Source organism: Xanthobacter oligotrophicus (genome assembly GCF_008364685.1).
Classification (GTDB): domain Bacteria; phylum Pseudomonadota; class Alphaproteobacteria; order Rhizobiales; family Xanthobacteraceae; genus Xanthobacter; species Xanthobacter oligotrophicus.
The window spans coordinates 576,370-593,055 of sequence record NZ_VTTL01000001.1; the positions used below are offsets into that span (position 1 = coordinate 576,370).

11 protein-coding genes are annotated in these 16,686 nt (G+C 68.5%); 8 read left to right on the plus strand and 3 right to left on the minus strand.

Annotation, left to right across the window (positions count from 1 at the left end; all coding sequences use genetic code 11):
• The first annotated feature begins 49 nt into the window (after positions 1–49).
• The 7 genes from FZ033_RS02480 to FZ033_RS02510 all read left to right on the plus strand — a co-directional run bounded on the left by FZ033_RS02480 (position 50) and on the right by FZ033_RS02510 (position 10,688).
• A complete protein-coding gene (locus tag FZ033_RS02480; RefSeq protein ID WP_149574570.1) occupies positions 50–1,582 on the plus strand; it encodes an acyl-CoA carboxylase subunit beta in 1,533 nt (510 codons plus the stop codon).
• Positions 1,583–1,806: 224 nt separating this feature from the next.
• Positions 1,807–3,834: an acetyl-CoA carboxylase biotin carboxylase subunit gene (locus FZ033_RS02485; RefSeq protein WP_149574571.1), complete on the plus strand. Its 2,028-nt coding sequence runs from the start codon at positions 1,807–1,809 to the stop codon at positions 3,832–3,834.
• 193 nt (positions 3,835–4,027) lie between these two features.
• Complete coding sequence (locus FZ033_RS02490) at positions 4,028–5,257, plus strand: SAM-dependent methyltransferase (protein ID WP_149574572.1); 1,230 nt, start codon at positions 4,028–4,030, stop codon at positions 5,255–5,257.
• Between the two features lie 106 nt (positions 5,258–5,363).
• Positions 5,364–7,196 (plus strand): methylmalonyl-CoA mutase subunit beta, encoded by a 1,833-nt coding sequence (locus tag FZ033_RS02495; protein WP_149574573.1) that lies wholly within the window; start codon positions 5,364–5,366, stop codon positions 7,194–7,196.
• 22 nt (positions 7,197–7,218) lie between these two features.
• Entirely contained in the window at positions 7,219–7,590 is a 372-nt protein-coding gene (locus FZ033_RS02500) for a hypothetical protein (protein WP_149574574.1), read from the plus strand.
• Between the two features lie 45 nt (positions 7,591–7,635).
• Positions 7,636–9,792 (plus strand): methylmalonyl-CoA mutase, encoded by a 2,157-nt coding sequence (gene scpA / locus FZ033_RS02505; RefSeq protein WP_149574575.1) that lies wholly within the window; start codon positions 7,636–7,638, stop codon positions 9,790–9,792.
• Complete coding sequence (locus FZ033_RS02510; RefSeq protein ID WP_149574576.1) at positions 9,789–10,688, plus strand: MBL fold metallo-hydrolase; 900 nt, start codon at positions 9,789–9,791, stop codon at positions 10,686–10,688. Before scpA ends, FZ033_RS02510 begins: the two co-directional genes overlap by 4 nt.
• A 9-nt stretch (positions 10,689–10,697) precedes the next feature.
• Here FZ033_RS02510 and dxs read toward each other — a convergent pair whose 3' ends face one another.
• The 3 genes from dxs to FZ033_RS02525 all read right to left on the minus strand — a co-directional run bounded on the left by dxs (position 10,698) and on the right by FZ033_RS02525 (position 15,016).
• Positions 10,698–12,629 carry a 1-deoxy-D-xylulose-5-phosphate synthase gene (gene dxs / locus FZ033_RS02515; protein WP_149574577.1) on the minus strand — a complete coding sequence of 644 codons (1,932 nt, stop codon included), beginning with the start codon at positions 12,627–12,629 and terminating at the stop codon, positions 10,698–10,700.
• Between the two features lie 133 nt (positions 12,630–12,762).
• A complete protein-coding gene (locus tag FZ033_RS02520; RefSeq protein ID WP_149574578.1) occupies positions 12,763–13,647 on the minus strand; it encodes a glycosyltransferase family 2 protein in 885 nt (294 codons plus the stop codon).
• 154 nt (positions 13,648–13,801) lie between these two features.
• Positions 13,802–15,016, minus strand: coding sequence for a glycosyltransferase family 9 protein (locus FZ033_RS02525; protein ID WP_149574579.1), 1,215 nt, complete (start codon positions 15,014–15,016; stop codon positions 13,802–13,804).
• Between the two features lie 347 nt (positions 15,017–15,363).
• Between FZ033_RS02525 and FZ033_RS23950 the strand changes: the two genes are divergently transcribed.
• Positions 15,364–16,680: a hypothetical protein gene (locus FZ033_RS23950; protein WP_188079258.1), complete on the plus strand. Its 1,317-nt coding sequence runs from the start codon at positions 15,364–15,366 to the stop codon at positions 16,678–16,680.
• The last annotated feature ends 6 nt before the right edge of the window (positions 16,681–16,686 follow it).

Below are 16,686 nucleotides of genomic sequence, written 5' to 3' on the forward strand. Positions count from 1 at the left end.
CTCGATTTCACAAACACGGTTCCAAGACCGCACCTGGGGAGCGCTCGGCATGAAGGACATCCTCGAAGAGCTCGAAAGCCGGCGCTCGGTCGCCCGACTCGGCGGCGGGGCACGGCGCATCGAGGCCCAGCACGCCCGCGGCAAGCTCACCGCGCGCGAGCGCATCGAGCTGCTGCTGGATCGCGGCACGTTCGAGGAATACGACACCTTCGTGCAGCACCGCTGCGTGGACTTCGGCATGACCGACCAGAAGGTCCCCGGCGACGGCGTCGTCACCGGCTGGGGCACGGTCAACGGCCGCAAGGTGTTCGTCTTCGCCAAGGACTTCACCGTGTTCGGCGGCTCCCTCTCCGAGGAGCACGCCCGCAAGATCACCAAGATCCAGGACATAGCGCTGAAGACCCGCGCGCCCATCATCGGCCTGTTCGATGCCGGCGGTGCCCGAATCCAGGAAGGTGTCGCGGCGCTGGGCGGCTATGGCGAGGTGTTCAAGCGCAACGTCATCGCCTCCGGCGTGATCCCGCAGATCTCGCTGATCATGGGCCCGTGCGCCGGCGGCGATGTCTATTCCCCGGCCATGACCGACTTCATCTTCATGGTCCGCGACACCTCCTACATGTTCGTGACCGGCCCGGAGGTGGTGAAGACCGTCACCAACGAGACCGTCACCTCCGAGGAGCTGGGCGGCGCCAAGGTGCACACCACCAAGTCCTCGGTGGCGGACGGCTCCTACGAGAACGACGTGGAGATGCTGCTGGAGACCCGGCGGCTCATCGACTTCCTGCCCTCCAACAACCAGGAGGGCGCCCCCGAATGGCCGTCCTTCGACGATCCGGGCCGCTACGACGAGAGCCTCGACACCCTGGTCCCGGACAATCCCAACAAGCCCTACGACATCAAGGAGCTGATCCTGAAGGTCGTGGACGAGGGCGACTTCTTCGAGATCCAGGCGGCCTACGCCCGCAACATGGTGACCGGCTTCGGCCGGATCGAGGGGCGGACGGTGGGCTTCGTCGCCAACCAGCCCATGGTGCTGGCCGGCGTGCTGGACAGTGACGCCTCCCGCAAGGCGGCCCGTTTCGTGCGCTTCTGCGACGCCTTCGAGATCCCGATCGTGACCTTCGTGGACGTGCCCGGCTTCCTGCCCGGCACGGCGCAGGAATACGGCGGCCTCATCAAGCACGGCGCCAAGCTGCTGTTCGCCTATTCGCAGGCCACCGTGCCGCTGGTCACCGTCATCACCCGCAAGGCCTTCGGCGGCGCCTATGACGTGATGGCCTCCAAGCATGTGGGCGCGGACGTGAACTATGCCTGGCCCACCGCCCAGATCGCGGTGATGGGCGCCAAGGGCGCGGTGGAGATCATCTTCCGTGCCGACATGGGCGATCCGGACAAGATCGCCGCCCAGACCAAGAACTACGAGGAGCGCTTCCTCTCGCCCTTCGTGGCGGCCGAGCGCGGCTATGTGGACGAGGTGATCATGCCGCATTCGACCCGCCGGCGCCTCGCCCGCGCGCTCGCAATGCTGCGCACCAAGAAGCTCGAGCAGCCCTCGCGCAAGCACGACAACATGCCGTTGTGAGGGTGGCCCCCCTGAGGCCTGCGTCGGCGACGCAGGCCTTCCGCCGCCCCAGGGGCGGCGCCCCCTCCCAACCCTCCCCCGCAAGCGGGAGAGGGCTTTCCCTCCCGGCGCACCGCCACCCCCTCTCCCGCTTGCGGGGGAGGGCTGGGGTGGGGGCAGAGCGGTCGAGGGAGAGGCACAAGGCTTCTCAAGATTTCAGCGCCTCGAGCGCGGGAGACACTTAAATGTTCTCGAAGATCCTGATCGCGAACCGGGGTGAGATCGCCTGCCGCGTCATCAAGACGGCGCGCAAGATGGGCATCAAGACCGTCGCCGTCTATTCCGACGCCGACAAGGACGCCCTCCACGTGGAGATGGCCGACGAGGCGGTGCATATCGGCCCGCCCCAGGCCGCCCAGTCCTATCTCATCGCCGAGAAGATCGTGGAGGCCTGCAAGCTCACGGGCGCGCAGGCGGTGCATCCCGGCTACGGCTTCCTCTCCGAACGCGCCTCCTTCCCCAAGCTGCTGGCGGAGCATGGCATCGTCTTCATCGGTCCCAATCCCCACGCCATTGAGGCCATGGGCGACAAGATCGAGTCCAAGAAGGCGGCGGCGGCAGCCAATGTCTCCACCGTGCCCGGCTATCTCGGCGAAATCGCCACCGGCGAGGAGGCGGCAAAGATCGCCGACGAGATCGGCTATCCGGTGATGATCAAGGCGTCAGCCGGCGGCGGCGGCAAGGGCATGCGCATCGCCCACAGCCGCGACGAGGTGCAGGACGGCTTCGACCGCGCCAAGTCCGAGGCCAAGTCCTCCTTCGGCGATGACCGCGTGTTCGTGGAAAAGTTCATCGTCGACCCGCGCCACATCGAGATCCAGGTGCTGGGCGACAAGCACGGCAACGTCATCTACCTGGGCGAGCGCGAATGCTCGATCCAGCGCCGCAACCAGAAGGTGGTGGAGGAAGCCCCCTCGCCGCTGCTGGACGAAGCCACCCGCAAGAAGATGGGCGAGCAGGCTGTGGCCCTCGCCAAGGCGGTCGGCTACGACAGCGCCGGCACGGTGGAGTTCGTGGCCGGGCAGGACAAGAGCTTCTACTTCCTGGAGATGAACACCCGCCTGCAGGTGGAGCATCCGGTCACCGAGCTGATCACCGGCATCGACCTGGTGGAGCAGATGATCCGCGTGGCGGCGGGCGAGCCGCTCGCCATCACCCAGGACGACGTGAAGCTCACCGGCTGGGCGGTGGAAAGCCGCATCTATGCGGAAGACCCCTACCGCAACTTCCTGCCCTCCACCGGCCGCCTGGTGCGCTATCGCCCGCCGGCGGAAGGCAAGGACGGCCCCATCACCGTGCGCAACGACACCGGCGTCTATGAGGGCGGGGAAATCTCCATCTTCTACGATCCCATGATCGCGAAGCTGGTGACCCACGCCCCCACCCGCGCCATCGCCATCGAGGCGCAGGCGGACGCGCTGGATGCCTTCGCCATCGACGGCATCGGCCACAACATCCCGTTCCTGTCGGCGCTCATGTCCCACCCGCGCTGGCGCGAGGGCAATCTCTCCACCGGCTTCATCGCCGAGGAATATCCCGACGGCTTCCACGCCCGCGCGCCGGAAGGCGAGCTGGTGCACACGCTCTCGGCCGTGGCGGCGGTGATCGACCACATCCACAACGCCCGCAAGCGGCACATTTCCGGCCAGACCTCCGGCGTGCCGGTGGCCTTCGCCAAGCGCCGCATCGTGCACCTCTCCGCCGCCGAGGAGACCCTTTCCACCCCGTGCGAGGTGGAAGCGGTGGACGGCGGCTACAAGGTGCAGATCTTCGACGCCGACGGCACGGCGGGCCACACCCACCTGCTGCGCTCCACCTGGAAGCCCGGCGACGTGGTGTGGACCGGCACCATCGACGCCGACCAGGTGGCGGTGCAGGTGCGCACCATTCCCAACGGCTACGTGCTGGCCCATCGCGGCATCGCCACCAAGGCGCGGGTCTACACCGAGCTGTCGGCCTCTCTCGCGGCGCTCATGCCGAAGAAGGAAACCGCCGGCGGCGGCAAGGAACTGCTCTGCCCCATGCCGGGCCTCGTGGTCTCCATCGCCGTCACCCCCGGCCAGGAGGTGAAGAACGGCGAGATCCTCGCCATCGTGGAAGCCATGAAGATGGAGAACGTGCTGCGCGCCGAGCGCGACGGCGTCATCAAGGCAGTCCACGCCAAGGCCGGCGACAGCCTCGCCGTGGATGCGGTGATCCTGGAATTCGCGTGATGAAACCGGGACGTTGGGCTAGCTTCGGCCTGCGTCAGAGGGGCGTCATGCCCGGCCTTGTGCCGGGCATCCACGCCGTACAGCCGGCGCAAAGTGCGCAAGCTTGCGCCTGGCCCATCCGCGTGGATGGCCGGAGCAAGTCCGGCCATGACGGCCTGTGCGCTATGGCGATCGTTCGGAAAGACGTCTGACCATGCGCCTCCTCTCCCACCTCCTCAGCCGCTTCGTGGAAAAGGGCCGCCTGACGGTCATCACCGTCGACGGCCAGCGCCACGTCTTCGGCTCGGGGCAAGATGGGCCGTCCGTCACCGTGCGCATGCACGACAGGAAGCTGGAGAGCGACCTGTTCTTCAATCCGGAGCTGGTGGCGGCCGAGGCCTATATGGATGGCCGCCTCTCCTTCGAGGACGGGGCCGGCGCGTTCGAGCTGCTCTCCTTGTTCTCGGTGAACCGCAAGGGGCTGGGCAGCCACCCGGTGCAGCAGGCGCTGCGCAAGGCGTGGCGCTCGGTGCGGCGGTTCCAGCAGGCCAACCCGGTGGCCAAGGCGAAAGAGAACGTCTCCTCCCACTACGACCACCCGGCCGCCTTCTACCGGCTGTGGCTGGACGAGACCATGGCCTACAGCTGCGCTTACTTCCGCGACCCGGAAGAGCCGCTGGTTGAAGCGCAGCGCAACAAGTTCCGCCATATCGCGGCCAAGCTGAAGATCTCCCCCGGCATGCGGGTGGCGGAGATCGGCTCGGGCTGGGGCGGGCTTGCCATCTACATGGCGAAGGAATGCGGCGCGCAGGTCACCGCCATCAACGTCTCGCCGGAGCAGCTCGCCGAAAGCCGGCGGCTCGCGGAGGCCGCGGGCGTGGCCGGCTCCATCGACTTCCGCGAGGTGGATTATCGCAACTTGCAGGGCAAGTTCGACCGCGTGGTCTCCATCGGCATGATGGAGCATGTGGGCGTGTCGCACTTCGACGATTACTTCACCACCATCCGCAACCTCCTGGATGAGGGCGGCTTCGCGCTGGTGCACGCCATCGGCCGCATGTCGCCGCCCGGTACCACGGCGCCGTTCATCCGCAAGTACATCTTCCCCGGCGGCTATGTGCCGGCGCTGTCGGAGGTGTTCGCCTCCACCGAGCGCACCCACCTGTGGGTGGACGACTGCGAGGTGCTGCGCCTGCACTATTACTGGACCATCCGCGCTTGGCGGCGGAACTTCATGGCCCGCCGCGCCGAAGTCGATACCATGATGGGCGAACGCTTCGGCCGCATGTGGGAATTCTACCTCGCCGCCGTGGAACTGGGCTTCCTGCACGGCTCCAACATGGTGTTCCAGCTGCTGCTCTCCGAGAAGCGCGACGACGTGCCGGTGCTGCGCGACTACATGGTCGATGCCGAGCGGTCGCTGGCGGCACGGGAGGGGCGGTGATGACCGGACTGGCGCACCATTACCTCAGCCTCCACGTTGTCATGCCCGGCCATGACAACGGTGGAGCGGCAGCCCCTTCCTTGCAGCTTCTTTCGGAGGTCCGCTCATGACCGCCCTGCCCTTCGCGACCAACCTTGCCCCCGTCACCCGCGAGGACTGGCTGAAGCTGGTCGAGGGCGTGCTGAAGGGCGCGCCCTACGACAAGCGCCTCGTCACCCGCACCTATGAGGGCCTCGCCCTCGACGCCCTGCCCGAGCGCAAGCCAAACGCCCCCATCGTGGCGGGACGGCCGGCCGGCGCGCCCTGGGTCATCAGCGCGCGGGTGGACCAGCCGGACCTCGCCACCGCCCACGAGCAGGCGCTGGAGGACCTGGACGGCGGCGCCTCCGGCCTCGCTTTGGTCTATGCCTCCTCGCCCTCGGCCTATGGCTTCGGCCTGCCGGACGGCGCCGACCTGAAGGTGGTGCTGAAAGACGTGCTGCTCGACCTCATCGAGACGCGCATCGAGAGCGGCGCCTTCCAGGGTCGGGGGGAAGACCTCGCCTTCGCCGATTTTGCCGAGGCGGCTGGCTTTGATCCCAAGGGCCTCGCCGTCTCCTTCGGCCTGAACCCGCTGGGCGATTTCGCCGCCGCAGGCACCCTGCCCATGGCGTGGCCGCTTTTGGCCAAGCGCTTCGCCGAGACCTCCGCCATCCTCGCGGCGCGGGGCTTTGCCGGCCCGTTCGCGCGGGCGGACGGCGGGGTGTTCCATGCCGCCGGCGCGTCCGACGCGCAGGAGCTGGCGGCGGTGCTGGCCACCGCCGTGGCCTATCTCAAGGCCTACGGCGAGGCGGGCATCGCCCTGTCGGAGGCGGCGGCGCGGGTCGAGGTCGCCCTGGTGGCGGACTTGAACCAGACCGCCACCATCGCCAAGTTCCGCGCCATCCGCCTGCTGTGGGGCGCGGTGCTACGCGAATGCGGCCTGCCGGAAACGGCGCTGAAGGTGCACGCCACCACCGCCTGGCGCTCCCTCACCCGGCGCGATCCTTATGTGAACCTGCTGCGCAACACGGTGGCGGCGTTCGCGGCCGGCGTCGGCGGGGCGGACAGCGTCACCGTCCTGCCCTTCACCCAGGCGCTGGGCCTGCCCGATGCGTTCGCACGGCGCCTCGCCCGCAACACGCAGGTGATGCTGCTGGAAGAATCCAACGTCCACCGCGTGGCGGACCCCGGCGCCGGCGCCGGCGCGGTGGAGGCGCATACGGATGGGCTGGCCGAAAAGGCCTGGGACCTGTTCCGCACCATCGAGAAGCGCGGCGGCATGGCCGACGTGCTGGAAGACCGCTGGCTGAAGGCCGAGATCACCGAGGTGAAGGCCCGCCGCGACAAGGATGTGGCCACCCGCAAGGCGCCCATCACCGGCACCTCGGAATTCCCCATCCTGGTGCAGCAGGCGCCGGAAGTGCTGGCGCCTTTGCCTGCCACCTTCGAGCCCGTGGCCGACGGCGCGCTGACGCCCCACCGCATCGCCGAGCCGTTCGAGGCCCTGCGCGACAAGGCGGAAGCCGCCGCCAAGGCGCCGGCCATCTTCCTCGCCACGCTCGGTCCCGTCGCCGCCTTCACGGCGCGGGCGGGCTTCGCCAAGAATTTCTTTGAGGCCGGCGGCATTGCCGCCCCCGTGCCGGACGGCTTCGCCGACCGCGACGCGCTCCTCGCCGCCTTCAAGGCGTCCGGCACGCCCTTCGCCTGCCTGGTCTCCTCCGACGAGGTCTATGGTGCCGAGGGGGCCGCAACCGCCGAGGCGCTGAAAGCCGCCGGCGCCAGCGCCATCTGGCTCGCCGGCAAGCCGGCCGAGCTGGAAGCCGCGCTCAAGGCGGCCGGCGTTTCCGGCTTCATCTTCGCCGGCTGTGACGTGCTGGAGACGCTGACCGCCGCACAGGCGGCGGCCGGACTGGTCTGAGGCGCGGGACAGGAGGCGAGCCATGTTGCACAAGATTGCGGGCCTCACCGCCCTCGCGCTCCTCACGGCGGCGGCCGTTGGCCCCGCCCGCGCCGACAATGCCAGGCGCTTCGACGGCCACTGGGTGGTGCGCACGTCCGCCGAAAGCGGCAGCTGCGGCAAGAATTACGACTTCAAGCTGGCCGTGAAGAATGGCACAGTCACCTACGCGGGTTTTTGGCCGGTGAAGGCCACCGGCGGCATCAGCAAGCTCGGCGTGGTGCGGATGACCCTGGCCCACGGGCAGCAGAAGGTCAGCGCCAAGGGCCTCGCCGAGGGTGATCAGGCCTCGGGCGACTGGACTTCGCCCCACCATCCCAAGTGCTCCGGGTCCTGGTTCGCCAAGCGGGCCTGAGCCTTTCCACCAATGCCGCCGCGGCCGATTTCGAGGGAACAGAAGATGAGCCGGATCCCCAACTTCGCCGACATCGATTGGCGCGCGCCGGAGCTGGTCGCCCCCTCCGCGGCCGCCGCCCCCTGGACCACGCCCGAGGGCATCCCGGTGAAGCCGCTCTATGGCCCGGCGGACATCGAGGGGCTGGGCTACATCGATACCTATCCCGGCATCGCGCCGTTCCTGCGCGGGCCTTATGCCCCCATGTACGCCACCCAGCCCTGGACCATCCGGCAATATGCCGGCTTCTCCACGGCGGAGGATTCCAACGCCTTCTACCGTCGCAACCTCGCGGCCGGGCAGAAGGGCCTGTCGGTGGCCTTCGATCTCGCCACCCATCGCGGCTATGACAGCGACCACCCCCGTGTCGCCGGCGACGTGGGCATGGCGGGCGTCGCCATCGACAGCATCTATGACATGCGGACCCTGTTCTCCGGCATCCCGCTGGACCAGATGAGCGTGTCCATGACCATGAACGGCGCGGTGCTGCCGGTTCTTGCGCTCTATGTGGTGGCGGCGGAAGAACAGGGCGTGGCCCCCGCCAAGCTCTCCGGCACCATCCAGAACGACATTCTCAAAGAATTCATGGTGCGGAATACCTATATCTATCCGCCCGCACCTTCCATGCGCATCATCTCGGACATCTTCGCCTTCACGTCAAAGGAGATGCCGCGCTACAACTCCATCTCCATCTCCGGCTACCACATGCAGGAAGCCGGGGCGACGCAGGACCTGGAGCTGGCCTACACGCTGGCGGACGGCGTGGAATATGGCCGCGCCGGCGCCGCCGCCGGCCTGCCCATCGACGTGTTCGCGCCGCGCCTCAGCTTCTTCTGGGCCATCGGCATGAACTTCTTCATGGAAGTGGCCAAGCTGCGCGCCGCCCGCCTCCTGTGGACGCGGCTGATGACCGACCTTGGGGCCAAGAACCCCAAGTCCCTGCCCCTGCGCACCCATTCGCAGACCTCCGGTTGGTCGCTGACCGCGCAGGACGTGTTCAACAATGTGATGCGCACCGCCATCGAGGCCATGGCGGCCACCCAGGGCCAGACTCAGTCGCTGCATACCAATGCGCTCGACGAGGCGCTGGCGCTGCCTACCGACTTCTCGGCCCGCATCGCCCGCAACACCCAGATCCTGCTCCAGCAGGAGAGCGGCACCACCCGCCAGATCGACCTGTGGGGCGGCTCCCATTTCGTGGAGAAGCTCACCGCCGATCTCGCCGCCAAGGCCTGGGCGCACATCCAGGAGGTGGAGGCGCTGGGCGGCATGGCCAAGGCCATCGAGGCCGGCATTCCCAAGCTGCGCATCGAGGAGGCCGCCGCCACCACCCAGGCCCGCATCGACGGCGGCGCGCAGACGGTGGTGGGCGTGAACAAGTTCAAGCCCGAGCGCGACCGCATGATCGACGTGCTGAAGGTGGAGAACGCCACCGTGCGCGCCGCCCAGATCGACAAGCTCAAGCGCCTGCGCGCCGAGCGCGACCAGCACGAGGTGGACGGCAAGCTCGAAGCCCTCACCAACGGCGCGGCGGGCAACGGCAACCTGCTGGCGCTGGCCATTGACGCGGCCCGGGCCAAGGCCACAGTGGGCGAGATTTCCGACGCGCTGGAGAAAGTGTTCGGCCGCCATCGGGCCGAGATCCGCGCCATCTCCGGCGTCTACAAGCGCGAGGCGACCGCCATGACGGACAAGGTGGGCAAGCTGCAGAAGCTGGTGGAGGCGTTCGAGCAGGCGGAAGGCCGCCGGCCGCGCATCCTCGTCGCCAAGGTGGGCCAGGACGGCCACGACCGCGGCCAGAAGGTGATCGCCTCCGCTTTCGCCGACCTCGGTTTCGACGTGGACATCGGCCCCCTCTTCGCCACCCCGGAGGAAGCCGCCCGGCAGGCGGTGGAGAACGACGTGCACGTGGTGGGCATCTCCTCGCTCGCCGCCGGCCACCTCACCCTCGTGCCGGCGCTGAAGGCGGCGCTGGAGGCCGAAGGCCGGGGCGACATCATGGTGGTGGTGGGCGGCGTGGTGCCCCCGCAGGATTACGAGGCCCTGAAGGCCTCCGGCGCCGAGGCCATCTTCCCCCCCGGCACGGTCATCGCCGATGCCGCGAAAGAACTACTCGCCACCCTCTCCCACCGCCTCGGCCACACCCTCGAAGCGGCGGAGTGAGTTCAGCCACCGGTCTGGTCCCTCTCGGCTCCACCCTGCGGGTGCTGGAGCCGGCCCCGCACGTGCTTGCCTTCTATGACGGGCGCGCGCCGGGGGTGCGGCTGCACGGCGCCCACGAGAACTGGCTGGACGATGGCGCCTATGCGCTGGGCATCGCCTCCTATGCGGTGCTGGATGGCGATGAGGCGCTGGTCTACGACACCCACGTCTCGCTGGCCCACGCCCGTATCATCCGGCAGACGCTGGAACGGCGGGGCGCACGACGCATCCGCGTGGTGCTGAGCCACTGGCACGACGACCATGTGGCCGGCAACGAAGCGTTCGCCGATTGCGAGATCATCGCCAACCGGGAAACCGCCGCCTTGCTCGCCTTCCACAGGGCGCGGCTGGAGGCAGGCGACCCACCCATCCGCCCGCTCATCCTGCCCAGCCTGCTGTTTGAAGAGCGCTTTTCGCTGACGGTCGGCACGGTGCCGGTGGAGCTTTTCCACATGGATATCCACAGCCGGGACGGCACCGTCGTGCTGCTGCCGGATGGCCTTCTGCTGGCCGGCGACACGCTGGAAGACCCCATCACCTATGTGGACGAACCGGACCGCCTCGCCATCCACCTGGCCGGGCTGGAGCGGCTGGCGGCGCTGGCCGCGACACGCATCCTGCCCAACCATGGCGCGCCGGAGGTGATCGCCGCCGGCGGCTACGGGCCAGCGCTGATCACGGCGACGCGGCTCTATGTGGAGCAGCTGTTACGGCTGAAGGCCGAGCCGGAGCTGGCCGAGTTGGACCTGCGGACCTTTGCGGCGGAGGCGTTCGCCACCGGGGCGGTGACGTATTTCGAGCCCTATGAGGCGGTGCATCAGCGGAACGTGGCGGCTGTGGTCGCCTCCAACCCCTGACGCGCCCCCTCACCCCGCCTTGTGCAATCCCACCCCGGCCTTGGCCTTGCCCAGCAGCCCTTCCACCTTGGCCACGATGGCGTCGGCGTCGAGGCCGGCGGCGGCCAGCTGGCGGGCCTGGGTCTCCTGGTCGATGTAGATGTCGGGCAGCACCATGGCGCGCACCTTCACCGTGCCGCGGTCGAGCAGGCCTTCGTCGGTGACGAGTTGGAGCACGTGGCTGCCGAAGCCGCCCACCGAGCCCTCTTCCACGGTCACCAGCGCGCCATGGCCGGAGGAGAGCTTCAGCACCAGCTCCCGGTCGAGGGGCTTGGCGAAGCGGGCGTCGGCCACGGTGACGGTGAAGCCGGCCGCCTCCAGACGCTCGGCGGCGTCCAGGCAGGCGGCAAGGCGGGTGCCGAGGGAGAGGAGCGCGATATCGCCCTCCCCGGTTCCGCGCACGATGCGGCCCTTGCCGATGGGCAGGACCTCGCCGCGCTCGGGGCGTTCCACGCCCACGCCTTCCCCGCGGGGGAAGCGCACGGCCGAGGGGCCATCATCGAAGGCCACCATGGTGGCCATCATGTGCACCAGCTCCGCCTCGTCGGCGGGGGCCATCACGGTCATGCCCGGCAGGCAGGCAAGGAAGGCGATGTCGAAGGCGCCGGCATGGGTCGCCCCGTCCGCGCCGACGAGGCCGGCGCGGTCGATGATGAAGCGCACGGGCAGGCCCTGCAGCGCCACGTCGTGCACCACCTGGTCATAGGCCCGCTGGAGGAAGGTGGAATAGAGGGCGCAGAAGGGCTTGAAGCCTTCCGTCGCGAGCCCGGCGGCAAACGTCACCGCATGCTGCTCGGCGATGCCCACGTCGAAGGTGCGCTCGGGATAGACCTGCCCGAACAGGTCCAGCCCCGTGCCCGACGGCATGGCTGCGGTGATAGCGACCACCTTGGGGTCGCGCCGCGCTTCCGAAATCAGGCTCTCGGCGAACACGCGGGTATAGGAGGGGGCGTTGGACTTCGCCTTCACCTGGGCGCCGGTGACCACGTCGAACTTGACCACCCCGTGGTACTTGTCGGCGCTCGCCTCGGCGGGGGCGTAGCCCTTGCCCTTCTGAGTCACCACATGGACCAGGATAGGGCCGGTCTTGGCGTCCCGCACGTTCTTCAGCACGGGGAGCAGGTGGTCGAGATTGTGCCCGTCGATAGGGCCCACATAATAGAAGCCCAGTTCCTCGAACAGGGTGCCGCCGGTCCAGAAGCCGCGGGCGAATTCCTCGGCCCGCGCCGCACCGCGCTCCACGAACTTGGGCAGGTGGCCGGCGATCTGCTTGCCGATCTCCCGCAGCGAGCGGTAGGTCTGCCCCGAAATGAGCCGCGCCAGATAGGCCGACATGGCCCCGGTGGGCGGGGCGATGGACATGTCGTTGTCGTTGAGGATGACGATGAGCCGGCTATCCATGGCGCCGGCATTGTTCATGGCCTCATAGGCCATGCCCGCGGACATGGCGCCGTCGCCGATCACGCACACGACGTTGCGCTCTTCCCCCGACAGGTCCCGCGCCACCGCCATGCCGAGGCCGGCGGAGATAGAGGTAGAGGAGTGTGCAGCCCCAAACGGGTCGTATTCACTCTCCGCCCGGCGGGTGAAGCCCGAGAGACCGCCGCCCTGGCGCAGGGTGCGGATGCGGTCACGCCGGCCGGTGAGGATCTTGTGGGGGTAGCACTGGTGGCCGACATCCCAGATCAGGCGATCATGGGGCGTGTTGAACACGTGGTGCAGGGCCACCGTCAGCTCGACCACGCCGAGGCCAGCACCCAGATGCCCACCGGTCACGGAGACGGCATCGATGGTCTCCGCGCGCAGTTCGGCGGCGAGCTGGGCCAGCTTGTCCTGAGGCAGGCGCCGCACGTCGGCGGCATCGCGAATGGTATCGAGCAGCGGGGTCTTCAGCAAAGTCACGGACAACTCCGTCCGGAACGAACCGGGAAAATGAGCCTTACACACGCGCGCGGTGGCACGCAACGGACAAGGCCGGTGGGAACGGGGTCAGCGAGCGGCCCCTTCCCCGGCGATGCGAACGTCCGCCTGTGCCTCATACGTGCGCGGGCGGCGTTCGGCGCACTTCATCGAAACATCCCGCCATTTTTCCGGTCCGGATGGCGAAGCGGTGCAGATCAAGGCACGCCAGCGCCAGCATGCAGCCTCCGGCAAGCTTGGCGATCTGGGCGACGGTCGCGCGGGAGCGGCCGTATTTTTCCAGCACGTAGCGCTCCGACTGCATCTTGGCGCGGTTGACCTTGAAGGTCTGGCCGAACGAGGGCGCGCTGGAGCGCCCGCCCGCATGGGTCACCCGCGCCCCTGTCACCACGATGATGGGAATGCCCCGGGCGATGGCGCGCAGGGAGAGGTCGTCGTCCTCGTGATAGAGGAAGATGGCCTCGTCGAAGCCGCCGAGGGCGAAGAAGGCGTCCCGCGCCATCATGAAGGCGGCGCCGTGGACGAAGCGGGTGCAGTAATCCCCCACGATCTCCTCGGGCGACAGGCGCAGGCGGCGCGGCACCCTCTCCAGGATGGAGCCTTCCTTGCGCATCAGCCGGCCGTTCTCGCCCACGATGGCCGGCATCAGGATGGCCGGATCGCCATAGCGGCCGGCGGCTTCAAGGAGCGCCGGCAGGGTCTCGGCGTCGAGCACCGCGTCGGGATTGAGGAACAGCACGTAGGGCGTGGCCGCCCGCCGCGCGCCCGCATTGCAGGCGGTGCCGAAGCCGACATTGGCCGGCATATCCACAAGGTCCACAGGCCGCGACAGGCCCGCCCGCCAGGAGGTGCCCTCGGGGCTTGCATTGTCCACGATCACTACCGGGCACTCGGCCGGCACGCTTGCCACCGCCCGGCCGATCACCGCCCCGCTGTTGTAGGTGACGAACACCACGGTCACGGCGGACAAGGGGGAACCGGTGGACGGATTGGCGGACACGAAACCCTCGCAACCAAAGCGTTTTCGAGCGAAGTGGACACCGGTTCGCGTGAAGAAAACGCGTCAAAACAAGATTCAAGATCGATTACCGTGAGTGATGGCGAACGGTAATCGATCTTGCGGACTGGTCGTCGCCCGCCCGGTCTTCCTGCCTTCAGGAGGCCGCGAACACAAGCTCCGGCTGCGGGGCGGCGCGCAAGCCCTTAAGCTCGGGATGGGCGGCAACACCGGACATGGCAGAAAGCACCGCCTCAGGATCGATCACACTCATGCACCGGCGCTGATAGGGGCACAGCGTCTCGGAGGGCAACCCGCACGGCGCGCAGCCGGCGCCCGCATGCACCACCACGGTGGCCGGACCAATGGGCGCCCAGACCCGGATATCGGCAAAGCCGGAGAAGAGGGCGACGGTGGGCACCCCCAGCGATGCCGCAAGGTGGGTGGTGCCCGTATCCACCCCGACGAAGGCGGCGGCGGGGGCCATCAGCGCCGGGAGGTCGGCAAGGTCCACCTGCCCCACGAAATCTCGCAGCCGGCCCTGTGGCAGCAGCTTGGCCATCTGCGCCGCCGTTTCGGCCTCTTCCCCCCGGCCGATGACGGCGATGTCGAGATTGGTGCGCTCCACCACGGCAGACGCGAGGCCAAGCCAGCCCTCGGCGGTCCAGCCCTTGATGCCGAGCCGCGTTCCCGGCGCGAGGATCACGCAGTTCTGCGTCTCGCCCACAGGAACGGAGGCGGTCGCGAACCGCACCGTCTCGACGCCCATGTCGCGGGCATGCACCAGCGCTTCCACCAGCAGCACCAGCCGGGTGGAGGAATGGGTCATGGCCGGCCACGGCTTGCGGCGCATGCAGCGCTCCATCTCCGGCAGCGCGATGTCGAGGGGAAACGGATTGACCGGGTCGCCGAACCCGGCGCGGACCTTGGCGTCGAGGCCCCACAGCAGCGCCCGCGCCTCGTCCTCCTGCCTCAGGTCGATGACGATGTCATGGGCCGGCAGCCCCATCGCCCTGAGTTCGCTCACGTCGTCGGCGTTGGCGAAGCGCGGCTCCTGCATGCGGGCGCCGAAGAAATCAAAGCTGTAGACTGCCGCGAACAGGCCCGTGGAGCGCGCCAGATCGGCCACGAACGGCGCGCACAGCAGCGAGACGGTCGAGGTGGGAAACGCCGCCTGCAACCGCTTCACGGCCGGCAGGGCAGTGATGAAGTCGCCGATATGGTCGAGCTTCACCACCAGGATGGAGGGGGATGGGCCAAGCCTGCGAAGCGTGTTGGAAGGGCTGGTCCACGCCCGTGCCGCCGGCGCGCCCAAGGGCGGAATGCGGGGCTTCTTGGGTTTGCCTCCACGGAGAAGATCACGCAGCTTCATGACGGCAGGTCCGGGCGAACATCACAGGATGGCACGAGCAAAGCGCACCGGTCTTAGCCCGAAAACGCCACGGCGGGCAGTATGGCATTCTTGCGCGGTGTGCAAATGCCGTCCTGCAACCAGTCCCTTCCCGCTCCTGTTCCATCGAGGGAGGCGGCGACACATGGGGTCTGGCCCGGCTGGATCGCGGCGCTTTGATCAGTATCACTGTCTTTTCTCTAGGGCATGTAGCGATCTAACTTTCAGGTTGTTGCAACCTTCGCGCGATCACGCGCGCACCGGCCAGCGGCGGCACCGGCCATCCCGGCACTGGCCATCCTGCTGGGTTTTCGCTAGAAGGCGGCCCCATGCGGGAGGTGCCAGCAACGCGCGTCGGCCGGCGCCACGTGTTCTTCGTGGCCGGGTACGATCCCATGACGGTGGACGGCCACCATCGAATCTTCCTGCGCGAGCTGAAGCGGTTCGGCACGGTGTGGCGGGCGGCGACACGCTGCCGCGACGCCGCCCCTGTACAGACGCCCACCGGAGCGCTCTGGCAGTCCGAGGCGGACGGCCCGGGCTGGCACACCTCAACCACCTTCGAGATCCTGGCCTGGGACGACCTTGCCCGCGCCGACATGGGGCGGCCGGTGCGCTCCCACCTGCGCGGCTCGCTGCGGGCCATCGTCGACATGGTGACCAGCGGCACGCTGCTCTCCTATTTCCGCACCAGCCGGCGCTACGGCTTCTTCTTCCTGTTCACCTATTTGCTGCTGCTCGCCTTCTGGGCGGCGGCGGTGGCGGTGGGCTTCGGCACGGCGCAATGGCTGGCGCCCCATCTCGGTGCTGTGGCGGCGGGACTTTGCGGCGTGGCCGTGGCCCTCGCCACCGGCCTGCTGCTGATGCGCTGGCCGGGGCGGCGCTTTCGCCTGAGGCAATCCCTCGATCTTGCGGAATTCTCGGTGGATTTCGCCCGTGGCCGCCATCCCGAGGTGGATGCGCGGGTCGTGGCCTTCGCCGGGCGCCTGCGCGCCGTGGAGGCCGCGGCCGGGCGCGAGGGCGTGGACGAGATCGTCATCGCCGGGCACAGCCTCGGCGCCATGCATGCAGTATCGACGGTGGCCGCCGCGCTCGATCAGGACCCGGACTTCGGCGCCCTTGTTCCGGTGCGCATCCTCACCCTCGGCAGCACCACGGCGAAGTTCGCGCTGCACCCGGCCGGCGCGCGGCTGCGGGCGGCGGCGCAGCGGGTGGCGGACGCGCCGCAGATCGGCTGGGTGGAGGTGCAGTCGCGGGACGACATCGTCTCCTTCTACAAGGTCAATCCGGTGACCCTCGAGCGCGCCACCTTCGCCGAGCCGCAGCTGGCGGTGGGGGATTTCACGCAGCGCCCGCTGCTGCGGCACGTGCCGGTGCGCGACATGGTCTCGGCGGCCACCTACCGGCGCTTCTTCTTCGATGTCATGCGACGCCACTGCCAGTGCTTCCTGGCCAGCGACATCCGCGCCCCGCATGATTTCTACGCCTATGTGTGCGGCCCGTTCGCGTTCGACGTGCTGGCCGCCCACCTCCATGCCCTTTGTGCCTATATGGCGCCGGACGGCACTCCCCTGCCCACCTCCCTCGACGCGGGCGGACGCCTGATGGCCCTTCCCGATCAAGCCCCTGAGCATGCCCCTTCCTGACCCAAG